Source organism: Streptomyces sp. NPDC036764 (assembly GCF_055609385.1).
In genome coordinates, this window is record NZ_JBVJPT010000013.1 from 32,238 (window position 1) to 47,687 (window position 15,450).

The 15,450-nt window shown below is 68.4% G+C and carries 15 protein-coding genes and 1 pseudogene; 13 read left to right on the plus strand and 3 right to left on the minus strand.

Annotation, left to right across the window (positions count from 1 at the left end):
* Window positions 1-72 precede the first annotated feature (72 nt).
* The 5 genes from ACZ69Q_RS34535 (at window position 73) to ACZ69Q_RS34555 (ending at window position 8,383) form a co-directional block, all read left to right on the plus strand.
* Complete coding sequence (locus tag ACZ69Q_RS34535; RefSeq protein WP_471049763.1) at window positions 73-1,665, plus strand: MFS transporter; 1,593 nt, start codon at window positions 73-75, stop codon at window positions 1,663-1,665.
* 540 nt (window positions 1,666-2,205) lie between these two features.
* Window positions 2,206-6,291 carry a discoidin domain-containing protein gene (locus ACZ69Q_RS34540; protein ID WP_471049765.1) on the plus strand — a complete coding sequence of 1,362 codons (4,086 nt, stop codon included), beginning with the start codon at window positions 2,206-2,208 and terminating at the stop codon, window positions 6,289-6,291.
* A 90-nt stretch (window positions 6,292-6,381) separates the two neighbouring features.
* Window positions 6,382-7,155: an SDR family oxidoreductase gene (locus ACZ69Q_RS34545; protein WP_471049768.1), complete on the plus strand. Its 774-nt coding sequence runs from the start codon at window positions 6,382-6,384 to the stop codon at window positions 7,153-7,155.
* A 38-nt stretch (window positions 7,156-7,193) separates the two neighbouring features.
* Window positions 7,194-7,514 carry a nuclear transport factor 2 family protein gene (locus ACZ69Q_RS34550; protein WP_471049771.1) on the plus strand — a complete coding sequence of 107 codons (321 nt, stop codon included), beginning with the start codon at window positions 7,194-7,196 and terminating at the stop codon, window positions 7,512-7,514.
* Window positions 7,515-7,549: 35 nt separating this feature from the next.
* Window positions 7,550-8,383 carry a MerR family transcriptional regulator gene (locus tag ACZ69Q_RS34555; RefSeq protein ID WP_471049773.1) on the plus strand — a complete coding sequence of 278 codons (834 nt, stop codon included), beginning with the start codon at window positions 7,550-7,552 and terminating at the stop codon, window positions 8,381-8,383.
* 75 nt (window positions 8,384-8,458) lie between these two features.
* Here ACZ69Q_RS34555 and ACZ69Q_RS34560 read toward each other — a convergent pair whose 3' ends face one another.
* Window positions 8,459-9,406: a PLP-dependent cysteine synthase family protein gene (locus tag ACZ69Q_RS34560; protein ID WP_471049775.1), complete on the minus strand. Its 948-nt coding sequence runs from the start codon at window positions 9,404-9,406 to the stop codon at window positions 8,459-8,461.
* Between the two features lie 433 nt (window positions 9,407-9,839).
* Between ACZ69Q_RS34560 and ACZ69Q_RS34565 the strand changes: the two are divergent.
* Together ACZ69Q_RS34565 and ACZ69Q_RS34570 are read left to right on the plus strand one after the other, a co-directional pair.
* Window positions 9,840-10,210 (plus strand): annotated as a pseudogene (locus ACZ69Q_RS34565) (IS701 family transposase); the annotation flags it as partial.
* Window positions 10,211-10,247: 37 nt separating this feature from the next.
* Entirely contained in the window at window positions 10,248-10,556 is a 309-nt protein-coding gene (locus ACZ69Q_RS34570) for a DUF3592 domain-containing protein (protein WP_471049776.1), read from the plus strand.
* A gap of 150 nt (window positions 10,557-10,706) precedes the next feature.
* Here ACZ69Q_RS34570 and ACZ69Q_RS34575 read toward each other — a convergent pair whose 3' ends face one another.
* On the minus strand, window positions 10,707-11,036 hold the full coding sequence (locus tag ACZ69Q_RS34575) for a hypothetical protein (protein WP_471049778.1): 330 nt from the start codon (window positions 11,034-11,036) through the stop codon (window positions 10,707-10,709).
* A 729-nt stretch (window positions 11,037-11,765) separates the two neighbouring features.
* Between ACZ69Q_RS34575 and ACZ69Q_RS34580 the strand changes: the two genes are divergently transcribed.
* The 6 genes from ACZ69Q_RS34580 to ACZ69Q_RS34605 all read left to right on the plus strand — a co-directional run bounded on the left by ACZ69Q_RS34580 (window position 11,766) and on the right by ACZ69Q_RS34605 (window position 14,706).
* Complete coding sequence (locus ACZ69Q_RS34580; RefSeq protein WP_471049780.1) at window positions 11,766-12,128, plus strand: ArsR/SmtB family transcription factor; 363 nt, start codon at window positions 11,766-11,768, stop codon at window positions 12,126-12,128.
* Complete coding sequence (locus ACZ69Q_RS34585) at window positions 12,125-12,658, plus strand: SRPBCC family protein (protein ID WP_471049781.1); 534 nt, start codon at window positions 12,125-12,127, stop codon at window positions 12,656-12,658. Before ACZ69Q_RS34580 ends, ACZ69Q_RS34585 begins: the two co-directional genes overlap by 4 nt.
* A gap of 2 nt (window positions 12,659-12,660) precedes the next feature.
* Window positions 12,661-13,218, plus strand: a complete 558-nt coding sequence (locus ACZ69Q_RS34590) for a TIGR03086 family metal-binding protein (protein WP_471049782.1) — start codon at window positions 12,661-12,663, stop codon at window positions 13,216-13,218.
* Window positions 13,219-13,902: 684 nt separating this feature from the next.
* Complete coding sequence (locus ACZ69Q_RS34595) at window positions 13,903-14,364, plus strand: nuclear transport factor 2 family protein (RefSeq protein ID WP_471049784.1); 462 nt, start codon at window positions 13,903-13,905, stop codon at window positions 14,362-14,364.
* A gap of 17 nt (window positions 14,365-14,381) precedes the next feature.
* Window positions 14,382-14,627 carry a MoaF-related domain-containing protein gene (locus ACZ69Q_RS34600; RefSeq protein ID WP_471049786.1) on the plus strand — a complete coding sequence of 82 codons (246 nt, stop codon included), beginning with the start codon at window positions 14,382-14,384 and terminating at the stop codon, window positions 14,625-14,627.
* Window positions 14,554-14,706 (plus strand): MoaF-related domain-containing protein, encoded by a 153-nt coding sequence (locus ACZ69Q_RS34605; protein ID WP_471049788.1) that lies wholly within the window; start codon window positions 14,554-14,556, stop codon window positions 14,704-14,706. Before ACZ69Q_RS34600 ends, ACZ69Q_RS34605 begins: the two co-directional genes overlap by 74 nt.
* 251 nt (window positions 14,707-14,957) lie before the next feature.
* On the opposite strand, the gene ACZ69Q_RS34610 is transcribed toward ACZ69Q_RS34605, so the two are convergent.
* The gene (locus ACZ69Q_RS34610; RefSeq protein WP_471049790.1) at window positions 14,958-15,434 is read right to left on the minus strand and encodes a hypothetical protein; all 477 of its coding nucleotides are present in this window, start codon (window positions 15,432-15,434) and stop codon (window positions 14,958-14,960) included.
* Window positions 15,435-15,450: the final 16 nt, after the last annotated feature.

The window sequence follows — 15,450 nt, forward strand, 5'->3', positions numbered from 1 at the left end:
GAACCGGGCCCCCCCACTCAGCGACCGGCCCTGCTCCGGCGCTGACCCAGCATGCCCTTCTGAGAGGAATCCATGAGTACGAACCAGCCCGTACAGGCCGCTGAAGCCGCCGGCGGCGGTGTACGCGATGCCCGTCAGTTGCGCACGATCCTGATCACCGTCTCCATCGCGCTGATGGCCGTCATCGCCTCGGTGTCCGGGCTGAATGTCGCGCAGACCCACATGGCCGTGGAATTCGGCGCCTCGCAGAACACGGTCCTGTGGATCATCAATATCTACACTCTCGCCTTGGCCGCTCTGCTGCTGCCGCTCGGCGCCGTCGGCGACCGCCTGGGCCGTAAGCCCATGTTGATCGCAGGACTGGGCCTCTTCGGCGCCGCGAGTGTTGTCGCGGGCCTGGCTCCGTCGGCCGAGGTCATGCTCGCCGCACGCGTGGCCGGCGGTGTCGGCGCCGCGATGATCATGCCCATCACCCTCGCCGTCATCACCTCCACCTTTCCCGAAGAGCAGCGCGGCAAAGCGATCGGCGTCTGGACCGGCGTCGCCGGAGGCGGCGGCATCCTGGGCATGTTCCTCTCCGCGCTCCTCGTTGACGTCGCCGACTGGCGGTGGCTGTTCGTCCTGCCGGTGGCCCTGATCCTCGTGGCCCTGGCCATGACGCTGAAGTCGGTTCCCAACTCCCGCGAGACATCGGCCCATCGCTTCGACGCCGCCGGCGCGCTGGTGTCCACCGTCGCCGTCACCGGCCTCATCTTCGTCCTGCAGGAAGGTCCCGAACGCGGCTGGACCGCCCCCGCGACTCTGATCAGCCTCGCCGTCGGCCTGATCGCCGCCATCGGATTCGTGGCCTGGGAGCTGCACCGCCGCGACGCGGCGCTGCTGGACGTGCGTCTGTTCCGGGAGCGCGGCCTGGCCGGCGGCTCGATCACCCTCTTGGTGGTCTTCGGTGTCCAGGCGGGCATCGCCGTGGTGCTCTTCCCGTTCTTCCAGGCCGTGCTCGGCTGGTCGGGGCTGCTGTCCACGGTCGCGCTGATGCCCATGGCCGTCACGATGATGATGGCCTCCGGCCTGGCCCCCAAGCTCGCCGAACGCCTTGGCTCCCGCTCGACCATGGCCGTGGGCATCGCGCTGGCCGGTGTCGGCCTGGCGCTCATGGCCGTGTTCGTCTCCGTCGACGGCGGCTACCTGAGCATCCTGCCCGGCATGCTGGCCATGGGTCTCGGCATGGGCCTGTCGATGACCCCGTCCACGGAGGTCATCACCGGCTCCCTGCCGCGCGAGAAGCAGGGTGTCGCCTCCGCCCTCAACGACGTCACCCGCGAGTTCGGCACCGCCCTCGGTGTTGCCCTGCTCGGGGCGCTGCTGGCCAACGGCTACCGCAGCGCCATCGACGACCGGCTGAACGGCATCCCTCAGGAGGCTGCGGACACCGCCCGGGAAGGCGTCGCCAACGCCGTCGAGGCGGCGGGCACCACCGGCCCCCACACGCAGGACCTTCTCCGCGCCGCCCAGCAGTCCTTCGTCGACGGCTGGCAGCAGGCGATGTGGGCAGGCGTCGCCGTGATGGGCGTCCTGTTCGTCTACATCGCCTTCCTCGGCCCCAAGAACACGGCCCCCGTGGTCACGGACGAGACAGAAGCCACCGAGGCCGTAGCCGCCCGATGACCGCATAGGAGTTGGGCGCACAACGAGAAGACCGCTCGTGCCCGGGAGGGTGTCCGGCGCCGCGGTGACGGTGTCGGACACCCTCCCGGGCACCAGCCCAATCTCGGTAGGTCATGTGAGCGTTGCATATGCAATATCCCGAACCGGAACGGCGCCCGGCACAGCGCCGGACCACGGCGCACGGCGGGCGAGATCCGCCGACGTCGGCGGTCCTTCGCCCGGGCGGGCGGCGCCTCAACAATTCCGTGATCACGGCATATCTCAAATGGCCTATCCATAAAGGATCTTCGCGCGGATCATCAGTGTCGCCGTCCGGCGGTTCACCGGGTCCTGCCGAACGTGTACAGCACCGGAGTCAGATCCAACCGTTCGCTTCAGCCATGCACTGCAAACACCCATCCATCGGCGTACCAAGCAACCACGCCTCAGGGGTTGACAGAAAACGCTGAGCGACACAGCCTTTGGCAACGTTGTCATCCGGTTCGGCGCGGGGCGTGCAGAGCCGGTTCGGCTTGCGCTTTCTGATGGGACGTCACACACATGACAGATCTGTCGGGTCCGTCGCGCCTCCCGTCGCGACGGACTGTTGTCACCTCGGGAACCACGCTGCTGGCCGGGTTCGGCCTCAGTTCCGTGCTCCCCGGGCCGCATGCTGCTGCCGCCCCCACCGGCGCACCGGTCGCACCCGCCGCACCAGGCGAGTTGGCCCTCTACCGACCCGTCTCGGTCTCCTCCACCGCCTACGCCGCCACACCCGGCTCGTTCGTCGTCGACCGCCTCGCCTCCCCGGGCGTCAAGGGCAGCGGATGGCGCGCCGAGGGAGGCGACCCGCAGTGGATCGCCGTCGACCTCCAGGAGACCTGCGAGGTCACCCACATCCGTCTGACCTTCGAGGCCGATGCCTCCGACCCGGTGTACACGCCCCCCACCACCGGCAATGTGCACAGCGGCACCACCGGCAAGGAGATCCAGTCGAGCTATTCGCTGGTCTTCGCGGTGGAGACCTCCCTCGACAACAAATCGTGGACCACGGTGTACCGCACCACGGCAGGCACCGGCGGCGTGGTGAACGTCCAGCTCCCGCGCCCCGCCCGGGCCCGCTGGGTGCGCATGACCTCCCAGAAGCGATCCAGCCCACTGCCCCTCGGCCTCAACGGCTTCGAGGTGTACGGCTCCGCCGAGGGCCGGCGCCCATCGGCCACCGGCTGGACCGACTGGGGCTCCCACCCCGGCAAGGCGCCGAAGCTGTCGGTCGCGGACGACGGGACCGTGCCCGTGGAGTCGGGCTGGCGGCTGACCATGGACGACTGGGCCGACGCGGACGGTGCCGGCCTGTCGAAGACCTCCGTGGACACCAGCGGCTGGCTGCACGCGACCGTTCCCGGTACGGTGCTCGGTTCGCTCGTGGACCAGGGCAAGCTGCCCGACCCGGTGGCGGGCCTGAACAACCTGCACATCCCGGAGGCCCTGTCACGCCACTCGTGGTGGTACAAGCGGGACTTCGCGCTGCCCCGGGGGCTGCGGACCGGCGTCGGCCGGCACGTCTGGCTGGAGTTCGACGGCATCAACCACAAGGCCGAGGTGTGGCTCAACGGCACGCAGGTCGGCGACCTGACCTACCCGTTCGCCCGCTCCGCCTTCGACGTCACCCGCCGCCTCGACGCACACGACGAGAACGCGCTCGCCGTGCGGATCACGCCGATGCCGGTGCCCGGCAGCCCGGGGGACAAGGGCCCCGAGGGCGAGGCATGGGTCGACGCCGGCGCACAGCAGATGAACCTCAACTCCCCGACGTACCTCGCCTCCTCGGGCTGGGACTGGATGCCCGCCGTACGCGACCGCGCGGCCGGCATCTGGAACCACGTCCGGCTCCGATCGACCGGGCACGTCGTCATCGGCGACCCGCGCGTGGACACCGTTCTGCCGAAGCTGCCCGACGTATCGGTCGCCGAGGTGACCGTCGTCGTACCGGTCCGCAACGCCGACGACGCCGACCGCCGCGCGACGGTCACCGCGGCCTTCGACGGCGTACGGGTGTCCAGGACCGTCACCGTGAAGGCGGGCGAGAGCGTCGACGTCGTCTTCGCCCCCGACGCATTCCAGAAGCTGACGCTGCGTAACCCGAAACTGTGGTGGCCCAACGGGCTGGGCGAACCCCACCTGCACGACCTCACGCTGACGGCGTCGGTCGACGGCCAGGAGAGCGACCGGCGAACCACCCGCTTCGGCATCCGCCAGTTCGGCTACGAGTACGACACGCCGCTGCCGTTCACCGCGTCCGGCGACGCCTACACGCAGACCGTGACCTTCGACCGGCAACAGGCCCAACACGTCCGCATCCGCTGCATGACCCGCGCGACCTCCTGGGGCAGCTCCCTGTGGACCCTCGCCGTCGGCGACAGCGCCAGGCCCGGCGTCGACCTCGCCCTGCACGCCGGCGCCGAGGCCTCCAGCACCGACCAGGACGACCACGGCGCGGCCAACGTCACCGACGGCGACGCCGGCACCCGCTGGTCCTCCTCCTACGAGGACGACCAGTGGATACGCGTCGACCTGGGCGCCACCCAGTCCTTCGACCGCGTCGACCTCACCTGGGAGCAGGCGTACGCGAAGACCTTCGTCGTCCAGGTCTCGGCGAACGGCTCGGACTGGACCGACGTGAAGTCCGTGGACAACGGGGCAGTGCCGTTGCCGTTCAGCAACGGCAACGCCAGCCTCCAGGTCGAGGACTTCGACCGGCGGACCGCACGCTACGTTCGCCTCAACTGCGGCCTACGCAATACCAGTTGGGGTAACTCTCTGTGGACCTTGAGCGTCATAGACCAGAGTGACCCGGGCACCGATCTCGCCCTGCGTCAGAAGGCCACCGCCTCCACCGAGGAGTCCGACCACCCGGCGTCCCACGCCACCGACGGCGACCCCGGCACCCGCTGGTCCTCCGCCTACGAGGACCACCAGTGGATCCAGGTCGACCTCGGCTCCTCGCGGACGTTCGATCGCATCGCCGTCGTCTGGGAGAGCGCGTACCCGAAGACGTACGTCATCCAGGTGTCCGACGACGGCGAGAACTGGACCGACGTCAAGTCCGTGTCCAACACCCCCGACCCGCTGAAAATCAGCGTCAACGGTGTGCGCGTGCTGGCCCGCGGCGGCAACTGGGGCTGGGACGAACTGCTGCGCCGGATGCCGGCGGAGCGCATGGACGCGGCCGTGCGCATGCACCGCGACATGAACTTCACCATGATCCGCAACTGGGTCGGCAGCAGCGACCGGGAGGAGTTCTTCGCCGCCTGCGACCGGCACGGCATCCTGGTGTGGAACGACTTCCCCAACGCGTGGGGCATGGACCCGCCGGAGCGCGAGGCGTTCATCTCGCTCGCCCGCGACACCGTGCTGCGCTACCGCATCCACCCGAGCGTGGTCGTCTGGTGCGGCGCCAACGAGGGCAACCCCCCGGCCGCCATCGACAAGGGCATGCGCGAGGCGGTGCAGGACCAGGTGCCCGGCCTGCTCTACCAGAACAACTCGGCCGGAGGAATCGTCACCGGCGGCGGCCCCTACGGCTGGGTGGAGCCGGAGAAGTACTTCGACCCCATGACGTACGGCAGCAAGGACTTCGGCTTCCACACCGAGATCGGCATGCCCGTGGTCTCCACCGCGGCGAGCGTGCGCAACATGACGGGTGACGAGCCGGAGTGGCCCATCGGGGGCGCCTGGTACCACCACGACTGGAGCGAGCGCGGCAACCAGGCGCCGCAGAACTACAAGGCGGCCATCGCAGCACGCCTGGGCGAGTCCGGAGACCTCGACGACTTCGCCCGCAAGGCGCAGTTCGTCAACTACGAGAACACCCGCGCCATGTTCGAGGCGTGGAACGCCAACCTGTGGGACAACGCCTCCGGCCTGATGCTGTGGATGTCCCACCCGGCCTGGCACAGCACGGTCTGGCAGACGTACGACTACGACTTCGACGTCAACGGCACCTACTACGGCGCCCGTTCGGCCTGCGAGCCCCTGCACATCCAGGCCGACCCGGTGAAGTGGCAGGTCCTCGCGGTCAACCACACGTCGACCGACCTGCGCGGAGCCACCGTCGCCGCCCGACTGTTCGACCTGACCGGCCGGCAGCTCGGCACGACCAGAAAGGCCCGGGTGGACGTCCAGCGGGCGGCCACCGCGAAGGCCTTCACCGCGGAGTGGACGAACGATCTGCCGGACCTGCACCTGCTGCGGCTCACGCTGACGGACGCCAAGGGCAGGGAGGTGTCACGGAACACCTACTGGCGCTACCGCGACACCTCGGCCCTGCGGGCCCTGAACAAGGCCAGACAGGTGAAGCTGATCGGCGACATCACCGAGGTGTCGCGCTCCGGTGACCGTCACGAGCTGACGGCGACGATCCACAACCGCGGATCGGCGGTGGCCGCCATGGTCCGGCTGTCCCTGCTGGAGGAAGCCCACGGCCGCCGGGTGCTGCCGACGCTGTACAGCGACAACTATCTGTGGCTGCTGCCCGGCGAATCCCGCCGCGTCACTGTGTCCTGGCCGTCGCAGGCCAGTTCGTCACGGCACCCGGTGCTGACCGCGCAGGCCTACAACAGCCCGGTGACCACACTGCGCGGCTGAGCTCCCCGTGTCCTGGCCTGGCCGCCTGGGCCAGGACACGGTTTCGCGTGGGCTTGAGTCTCTCCCCGGGAGAGGGTCCACGGTGGCCTCATGAACAGCAATGATCTCGACGGACGTCTCGCCGTGGTGGCGGGCGGGAGCAAGGGAACCGGGCTGGCGACGGCCCGCAGGCTGCGCGAGGGCGGAGCGCGGGTCGTCAGCATCGCCCGCACACCACCGGAGACGGTCGACCTGCTCTTCGTGCAGGCCGATCTGAGCACACCCGAAGGTGCCGAGTCGGCCGCCACACACGTGTCCGACCACTTCGGCGCACCGGACATCCTGGTGCACGTCGTGGGTGGGTCCCGTGCCCCGGCCGGTGGGCACGCGGCTCTCACCGAGGAAATCTGGGCGGAGGAGCTGGCGCTCAATCTGCTTCCCGCGGTCCGTCTGGACCGGGCCCTGGTTCCCGGGATGGTGGCCCGCGGTGCGGGCGCCGTGGTGCACGTGACCTCGATCCAGCGTCGGATGCCGCTGCACGAGTCGACACTGGCGTACGCCGCCGCCAAGGGCGCACTGGCCACCTACAGCAAAGGACTGGCGAACGAGGTGGCCCCGCACGGTGTCCGGGTCAACTCGGTCGCTCCCGGCTTCATCCGTACGGACGGTGCCGAGCGCCTCCTGACCCGGCGTATGCAGGAGGGCGGCATCACCCGAGAGGCCGCACTCGACGAGTTGAAGCGAGCCCTGGGCGGCATCCCGCTGGGGCGGCCCGCAGAGCCGGAAGAGGTGGCCGAGGTGATCGCCTTCCTGGTCTCGGACCGGGCCGGCGCGGTCACCGGCGCCGAGCACGTGATCGACGGCGGCACCGTCCGCTCCTTGTGAACCCCTCTCCCACACCTACACCTTCACCGGAGCACACCATGCAAGAGATCCAGGAGTTCGTCGCGGAGTACTTCGCCGCGGCCACGGCCGCCGATCGCGAGCGCTACTTCTCACTGTTCGGCGACGGCGTCGTCGTACACGACGACGGCCGCACCCACCAAGGACTCGCCGCGGTGCGACGCTGGCGTGACGAGGTCCCGTCCGTGCACTACGACCTGCGCGAACTCACCGGCACACCCACCGCCTGCCGAGCCGTCGCGGAGGTCGGCGGCGACTTCCCCGGCAGCCCGGTCACCCTGTGCTTCACTTTCGAGCGCGACGCGCAGGGGAAGATCACACGGTTGGACATCGCACCCTGACACCACGATTCGAGGCGTACGACGAGGAGGACACCGTGGCCGAGCGGCTGACGATCGGGGAGTTCTCACGCATCACGCACGTGAGCATCCGCGCACTCCGCCGCTACCACGAGCAGGACCTGCTCGTCCCTGCGGAGATCGACCCGGTCACGGGCTACCGCTACTACTCGCCCGCGCAGGTCCGGTCCGCGCTCACCATCAGACGCTTCCGCGACCTCGACCTTCCGCTGGCGGATCTCCGACGCTTCCTGCAGGCCGAGTCGGCCGGCCCGAGCGGGGCGAGCCATGACGCGGCGCAACAGGTCGTCGCAGCCCACCTCCGCCGACTCGAAGACCGGCTCGGCCGCACCCAACGAGCGGTCGAGGCACTCCGGGAGCTCCTCGATCCAGAGGCCGAGCGGACGGCGACCCTGGATGTCCTACCGCCGCAGCATGTCTTCGCCGTGACCCTCGACGTCTCGGACGGCGCCGACCTGAGCTGGTACGACACCGCGATGCGCGACCTGGACGCGGCAGCCGGCCGCCGCCCGGTGCTCCCCGCGGGCGGCCGGTACGAACACGAACTGTTCACCGAAGGCCACGGCCGCGCCACGGTCTACCTCCCCGCCGACGTGCCGCTGCCACCGGGGGCACCGGCCACCGTGCAGGAGCTGCGACTGCCGCGCCGGACCGCCGCCGTCGCCACCCACATCGGGCCGCATGACGACATCGACCTCACCTACGGCGCAGTGGGCTCCTTCGCTGCCCGCAACGGGCTGCGTGCCCAGAGCATCGTCGAGGAGGTCTATCTCGTCGGCCCGCGCGACACCGACCAGCGCGATCGCTGGCGCACCCTCGTCGCATGGCTGATCGAGTCCGACACCGAGTGATCCGCCCGTCCGGCTGCCGCCGATCGCCCGGCGGCATCCCGAGGTGAACCTCGAACGCCCCGCAGACACTCGACGTCAGTCGATGAACAGATCGCCCGTGAGGTACTTGAGCCCGGTATCCGGGGTGACCGTCACGACGACGTGTCCTGCTCCGATCTCGCGGGCCAGGTGAAGCGCGCCGGCGACGTTGAGCGCGCCGGAGGTGCCGGTGAAGATGCCTTCCCGCCGAGCGAGCGGCAAGGCCAGCCGACGGGCCTCCTCTTCGTCGATGGCGCGGGCTTCGTCGAATGAGCCTGCTGCGAGCAGCGGTGGGACGATCCCGGTGGCGATTCCTTCCACCCGGTGCGGTCCGGCCCTACCGGCGGTCAGCATCGGCGAAGAGGTCGGCTCAAGAGCGACGGTGCGTACCGGACCACCGTCGCGCAACGACGCGGAGACGCCGGCGAACATTCCGGCTGTGCCGACGGCCGCAGAGAAGACGTCCACCGTCACACCGTCGCCACCGGTCTGCTGAAGGATCTCGCGACCGAGGACCGCATAGCCGGTGAGCGCATCGCGATTACGGAACTGATCGGTCCAGAAGGCGCCCTCGCGCTCGATGATCCGGTCGACTTCCTCGCGCATACGCACGAAGAGTCCGGGCGTGATCTGGCCTTCGTCGCTGGGCACTACGGTCACATCCGCACCGAACGCCCGCATCGTGCGCAGCTTCTCCGGCGCGAACGCGTCCGAGGTCACGATCGACAGCGGATACCCCTTCACAGCGCAGACGAAAGCCAAGGAGGACCCCGTGCTGCCGCCGGTGAACTCCACGACGCGCTGCCCGGGGTGCAGGGCACCGCGACGTTCCGCGCCCTCGATGATGGCCAGAGCCATCCGGTCCTTATAGCTGCCGGTGGGGTTGCCCCCCTCCACCTTGACCAGGACGTCAGCCGCCCCCTCGGGTACGACCTGACTCAGGCGCACCAGCGGCGTCCCGCCGATCGTCTGCAGAGACGAGGACTGAATACCTGGCAAACCCATGGGACTCCTCGCTCACCTCGCGATCCGGAAGTCCGGACCGGCCATCGCGGCAGCGGCCGTGAACGAGCCCAGGCTAAGGCCGTCCCACAATGATCGAGGGCTATGCGCCGTGGTGTCGCCCAGCGGCCGCTCAACCACTGATGCCGACATCCCCGGAGTGGGCCCCAGCGTTTACGAACGACTCGTGATCACAAGGACGAGTGCTGCCGTAGATCGGGCGGGCGGTTCTGGGAGGACTGTGATCACGGGTGGGAGAGCCGGAGCGATCGAACTGCCGGCGCGGGCCGGGTTGTTGGTCGTGGGGGAGCGGTGGGAAGAGGCCGCGCGGGCGGCGGCCGCGGAGACTTCAGAGAAGGGGACGGCCACCTGGCAGTTGCTGTTCGCGGGACTGAAGCCCACGCAGAAGCTGCTGGATGCCTGGGCAGGCGGACCGCCGCTGGCCACGCCGGTCAGGGTCGCGGCTACAGGTGGTGTGTGGAAGAGACCTTCCAGGCCGGAAAGGGGCCGGCGGGACTCGATGAGCCATAAGTCCGCCGCTATCCCTCCTGGATCCGCTTGGCCACCCTGGCGATTCTCGCCCACGCCTTCCTCGCTGTGGTCCGTGCCGACGAATACGCCCGCTGTCCCGGGCCTGCCGACCTGGTCCCGCTGTCCTGCAACGAGATCCAACGCCTGTTCATCACTGTCGCCGTTCAGCCTCTCCACGATACGGCCCACCGACTCGGCTGGTCCGACTGGCGACGCCGCCATCAGGAGCGATCCCGCGCCAGCCATTACCGCAGACAAGCCGCATCCCAGACGTGAAGATCACGACCTACAGATGGAGCATTAGGATCCGACCATGACCTTCGAGAACGTGCTCGTCGGGCTCCTCGCAGTGTCCCTGTGCTGCATCTCCTTGTATCTCGCCGGTCGGCCGCGTCGGATCCGGCGCCTGCGCAAACACGGCATCCGAGCAGACGCCGAGGTGGTCTGGATCCGGACGGAATCAGATGGCGATGGCAATCCCAAGTACGTCCCCTTAGTGAGTTTCTCGTTGCCTGACGGCACGGAGGTGAAGGCGGCGTCAGCCACCGGGTCAATGCTGAAGTGCAGCCTTCAAGAGGGCGATCGCACCAAGGTCACCCACGATCCGGCCGCCCAACGATGATCTTGGTGGAGGGCCACGACCACGAAGTCGACGGTCTCGTGTTCGGGTGTGCAGCGGTCCTTGTGAGCCTCTTTGCCCTGGCGCTTCTGGGCGAACTCCTTTCCTAGTACTCCATCAAGATCACGATCTACATCTGAAGTACTAGCTGCCCTACGGGGCGGTCGGGATCAGCGAGTTGTGAAGCTCGACCACCTTCGTTTCGAACGGCGGCGCTCCGAGTTCCTTTGCGGCAGGGATGACTTTCTCTTCCAGGAAGCGCCGGAACGCGTCCTCGGACTCCCAAGCGTCGATGACCTGCCAGCCTCCCGCCTTGCGAGGCGCCGCGAAGTGGGCGATAAGCCCGGCCGGCGGATTTGCAGGGTCTGGGATCGCCCGATTGAAGGTTGCTTGGTAGAGGTCTCGTGTCCAGTCCGCGCCCTCGTTGTGCACCAACACTGCCACTTCGTATTCCTCCGGTTCGCGTTCGAAGACAGGCCGCATTCGACGCTACGTATGTGTGCGGGCGACAGCGAGTGGAGAGGAACGCCCCTGCGCCGTCTGGATGAATGCTCCACATGCCAAACGCGTGGCCGGAAACGCTCCCCGTGCCGGCGTGCTTCCGCAGGGGTTGTTCTTGATTGGCGTGCGCCAGGGCTACTCCACGAGCCCCTGCCCGGTCTGAAGTCCAGGGCTGGTGTCCGAGCCGGATCACGGGCGTCCGGGCTGAAACGGTGACGACCCACCAATCCGTTTGCGTTTCGGTGTGCTGTTGGCCGCATTCAGGCAGGTCACACGCGGTTTATCGGGAGGAAATGAGACTGGGGGAACCGGTCTGTGGCGCGGCCGGTGTCTGGTGGCGCATGCAGCCGGCGAACGCCTAACGAACGCCCCTGGACCTGGGTCCGCGCCGGTTGGAGTGGCTTTGCCGGGGCCCGAAGTGGAACGAACACTGAGGGGGCAAGGAGTTGGACAGCGTAGGCGTCAGCGTCTCCGACCCGAACCCCCGTCTCGCTGAAGGTCGGCACCATCACTGTCGACAAACCGACCGTCACGAACTGTCACGCCTCTGTGCGGGACGCCGTGCCCGTCTGCGGCGCCGACGGCTGGCGCCCGGCAAGGGGTGCCTCTCGCCGCGCGCGGACGGCACGCCGCTATTCAACCGATTGGTTGACGAGCTGGCACCCCGGGCGTAGTGTATTTAACTAATCGGTTGAATATGAGAGGTGCGAGGTGGCCGACGACCGGCTGTCGCTGGTGTTCTCCGCACTGGCCGACCCCACGCGGCGCGACATCGTGGCCCGGCTCGCCGCCGGGGATGCCACGGTCAACGAACTGGCCGAGCCGTACGACGTCACGGTGCAGGCCGTGTCCAAGCACATCAAGGTCCTTCAGGACGCCGGTCTGGTCAGTCGCAGCAGAGACGCCCAGAGGCGGCCCTGCCACCTCGAGGCAGAGGTCTTCGACCTGATGACGAAGTGGATCGAACGTTATCGGCGCGAGGCGGAGGACCGTTTCCGCCGCCTCGATGCCCTCCTTGAACAGATGGGCGAGCAGCCGGTGGCGGCAACCCAGGCGAAAGAGGCGGCATCATGAACACCACCGACACGCCCCACCGCAACGAGACGCGGATCGTGGCTGACCCGGACCTGCCCACCATCCTGATCATCCGCGAGTTCGACGCTCCGCCGGAGCGCGTGTTCCGGGCGTACACCGACCCCGATCTGGTCGTCCAGTGGCTCGGCCCGCGTCGGCTCACGATGCGGATCGACCGTTACGACGCACGCAGCGGTGGCTCCTATCGCTATGTGCATCGCGACGAGGACGGCACCGAGTACGGCTTCCACGGTGTGTTTCACGAGGTGCGCCCCAATGAGCGCATCGTGCAGACCTTCACCTACGAGGGCTTTCCGGATGGCGTCAGCCTGGAGACGGCCGTTTTCGAGGACCTCGGTGGTCGCACCCGGGTCACTGGCAAGTCACTCATGGACTCCATCGATGCCCGCGATTCCATGCTCAAGAGCGGCATGGATTACGGCGTCCGCGAGGGCCACGAGCGGCTTGACGAGCTGCTCGGCGGCCAACAGAGCGACAGCGTCGGCCGACCTACCGAGACGGGATCTTGATCATGGCGAGAACAGCAGCCGATGAACACCGCACCGTGGCACGCGTATTCACCGATCGAGTACGCGGCACGGATCCACAGGCATGGGACAACCCGGCGCCGTGCGAGGGGTGGGCCGCCCGGGACGTCGTGCGTCACCTCGTCGAGTGGTTCCCCGCCTTTCTGAAGGCCGGCGCCGGAGTCGAACTGCCGCAAGGGCCCTCGGTGGACGACGACCCGGTGGCCGCCTGGGCGACGCACCGCGATGGCGTGCAAGCTCTCCTCGACGATCCGGCCACCGCAGACAAGCTGCTGTCGAACCCGCACATCGGTGAGATCCCACTGGACCAGGCGGTCGACCGGTTCTACACCGCTGATGTCTTCATGCATACCTGGGACCTGGCACGGGCCACCGGCCAGGACGAACACCTCGATCCGGCCAAATGCACCCAATTGCTCGACGGGATGCTGCCGCTCGACGACGTGCTCCGTGCGAGCGGGCAGTACGGGCCGCGGGTCGAGGTGCCGGAAAGCGCCGACGTCCAGACTCGCTTGCTCGCCTTCATCGGCCGCAAGCCCTGACGAGCCGGAAGGCACCGTCGGCGGGTCGGCTCCGCTGGTGCCCGGCCAGTAGACGGACTGCGAGGAACGTTCCGATGGGACTGGCGCTCGGTCGGGATGATTCGAGTGCGGGGCTACGAAGACGGCAATGGGAGGCCACTGGAGGCGGGGAACAACCGGCGCGAGGTATAGGCGAGGTGCCGAACAGTGACTGGCTTTACGAACTCAGTGCGAGCCAAAAGCTTCCGCGGCACTCTGCATCGGGCTCGCGGCCACCACCCAGCAGAGGGGCGTCCGCGGCTCTGGCCGGGCAGCGGGCGGGTGGCTCTGCGGGATGCGGCCGATCTGGTTCAGGACGCGGTCGAGGAGGTCGGCCGGCACCGTGGCCGTCTCGGTGAATGCGAGTCGGGCTGCGACCTCGCCTAGCTCTGCCACCTCACGCGGGCAGGTTGGCTGTGTCACTTCTCGTGGATGTCGTTTCGACGTGACTTCGGGAGTCACTTGACGTGTTCGCGTGATCAATGTCGATGGGAAGTGATGTCACCTGATACGCGGTCGCGGAGGAACTTCGGCGAGGGGCAGGGTGGTGAGGTGGCCACCTCATCTGATCCGACCGTCGTGCTCCTGGCGGCGGGAGAGCCTGTAGCGATTGATGTCGAGCTGGGGGCGTTCTCCCCCGCTGGCTCTCTGGGGTAGGGCGGCGTCTTGCGCGGTGACCCGACGGGTCTGGCGCTGGCGCAGACCGCCTCCGGCCGTACCCAGACCGACGGCGTCACCACGCCGAACGACCCGGTCAAGACCGAGGCCAACCGCGAGCACGTCGCGGAGTTCGCCGGGAAGGTGCTCGTCGGCGACGACTACTCGGTTCTGACTGAGTACGTCTCTACCGAGACCTACCTCCAGCACAATCCGCAAGCCGCGGACGGGCTGGACGGCTTCGGCGCCGCGGCCGCCAAGTGGGCCGAGCAGGGCAAGAACCTGGTCTACAGGACTGTCCACAGGGTCGTCGCCGAGGGCGACTTCGTACTGCTGCAGTCCGAGGGCGAGTTCGGGGGGCCGGTCGTCTACTGGGACCTGTTCCGAGTGGCCGACGGCAAGCTCGTCGAGCACTGGGACGTCATCGCGCCCGTCCCGGCCGAACTGCCGCACTCCAACGGCCTGTTCTGAGGCGGGCCTGAGGCATCATGAGTGACCTGACCTACGCTGGCAAGAGGTACCGGTTCAGCGTCGACAACGGCGTCGTCTTCCACAACACGTACGCCGCTGACGGCACCGGCCTGCACTGGGAGGCCGTCGCGGGCGCCATGGAGGGCTCCTCCGAAGACGTGCGCATGCACGCCGCCGAGGTGACACCAGGTGTCTTCCTGGTCGGCCTGGACGGAGAAGTCCGGCATGACCGTCACCCACGCCATGAACCTCAACACCCATAAGGTTCACGCCTTCTGGACCTACGAGACCCCGGACGGCCGGGTGGCCGAACTCCACATCGGCACGCTCGAAGAGATATGACCGACTGGGGCGTGTGTACCGAAGGCGGAGAACCGGTCAGTTCGCCCGGCACTCCACGGTGCTGACCGATTCAGTCATCCGGTCGGAAACTGATCGCCGGGGCGCTGCGGCCCGGGCGGGGCCTCACATGTGGACGACAGGGGCTGCGTCGGGGTCGTGGGTGGGGGCACCGCGCAGATGGAGGAGCACGCTGCCTACGAAGTGCCGTCGCGGTCGCACACGCTGCCACGCGGGGGAGGCCCGGGATGCGGTCAGACCGTGGGGCGGGCGTGCCCCCTTGCCGCCAGTACGACGCACACCACCGCCAGCGGCAGCTCCGCGCCGAGTGCCATCGCCGCCGCCGAGACCTGGTCCACGCCCGGTGCCGCTGTCATCGTGTCGAACCATGCGTCGACCACCAGCAAAGTGGCGGCGGCAGTGGCCGTGAGCGGGTACAGACGGTGACCTCGTACGGCCAGCAGTCCCGTGGCGATCAGGGCCACCGCCTCCACGGCGTCCAGGCCGATCCAGACCGTGCGCCAGTTCGAGGCAACGGCCGCTGCGGGCAGGTTGTCGGCCAACACGACCAGCCAGGGCAGCAGGGCCAGCCCGCAGACGACCAGGACGTGCTCCATCCGGTACCAGCGGCGCACCCGCCGCAGGGCCGACCCGTCCTCGACACCATGTGGTTGACGGGTGATCAGCGCACTCATCGGTTCGGACTCCTCGCGTTCGCGGTTCTCCTTCATGGCCTTCAGCCTCGAC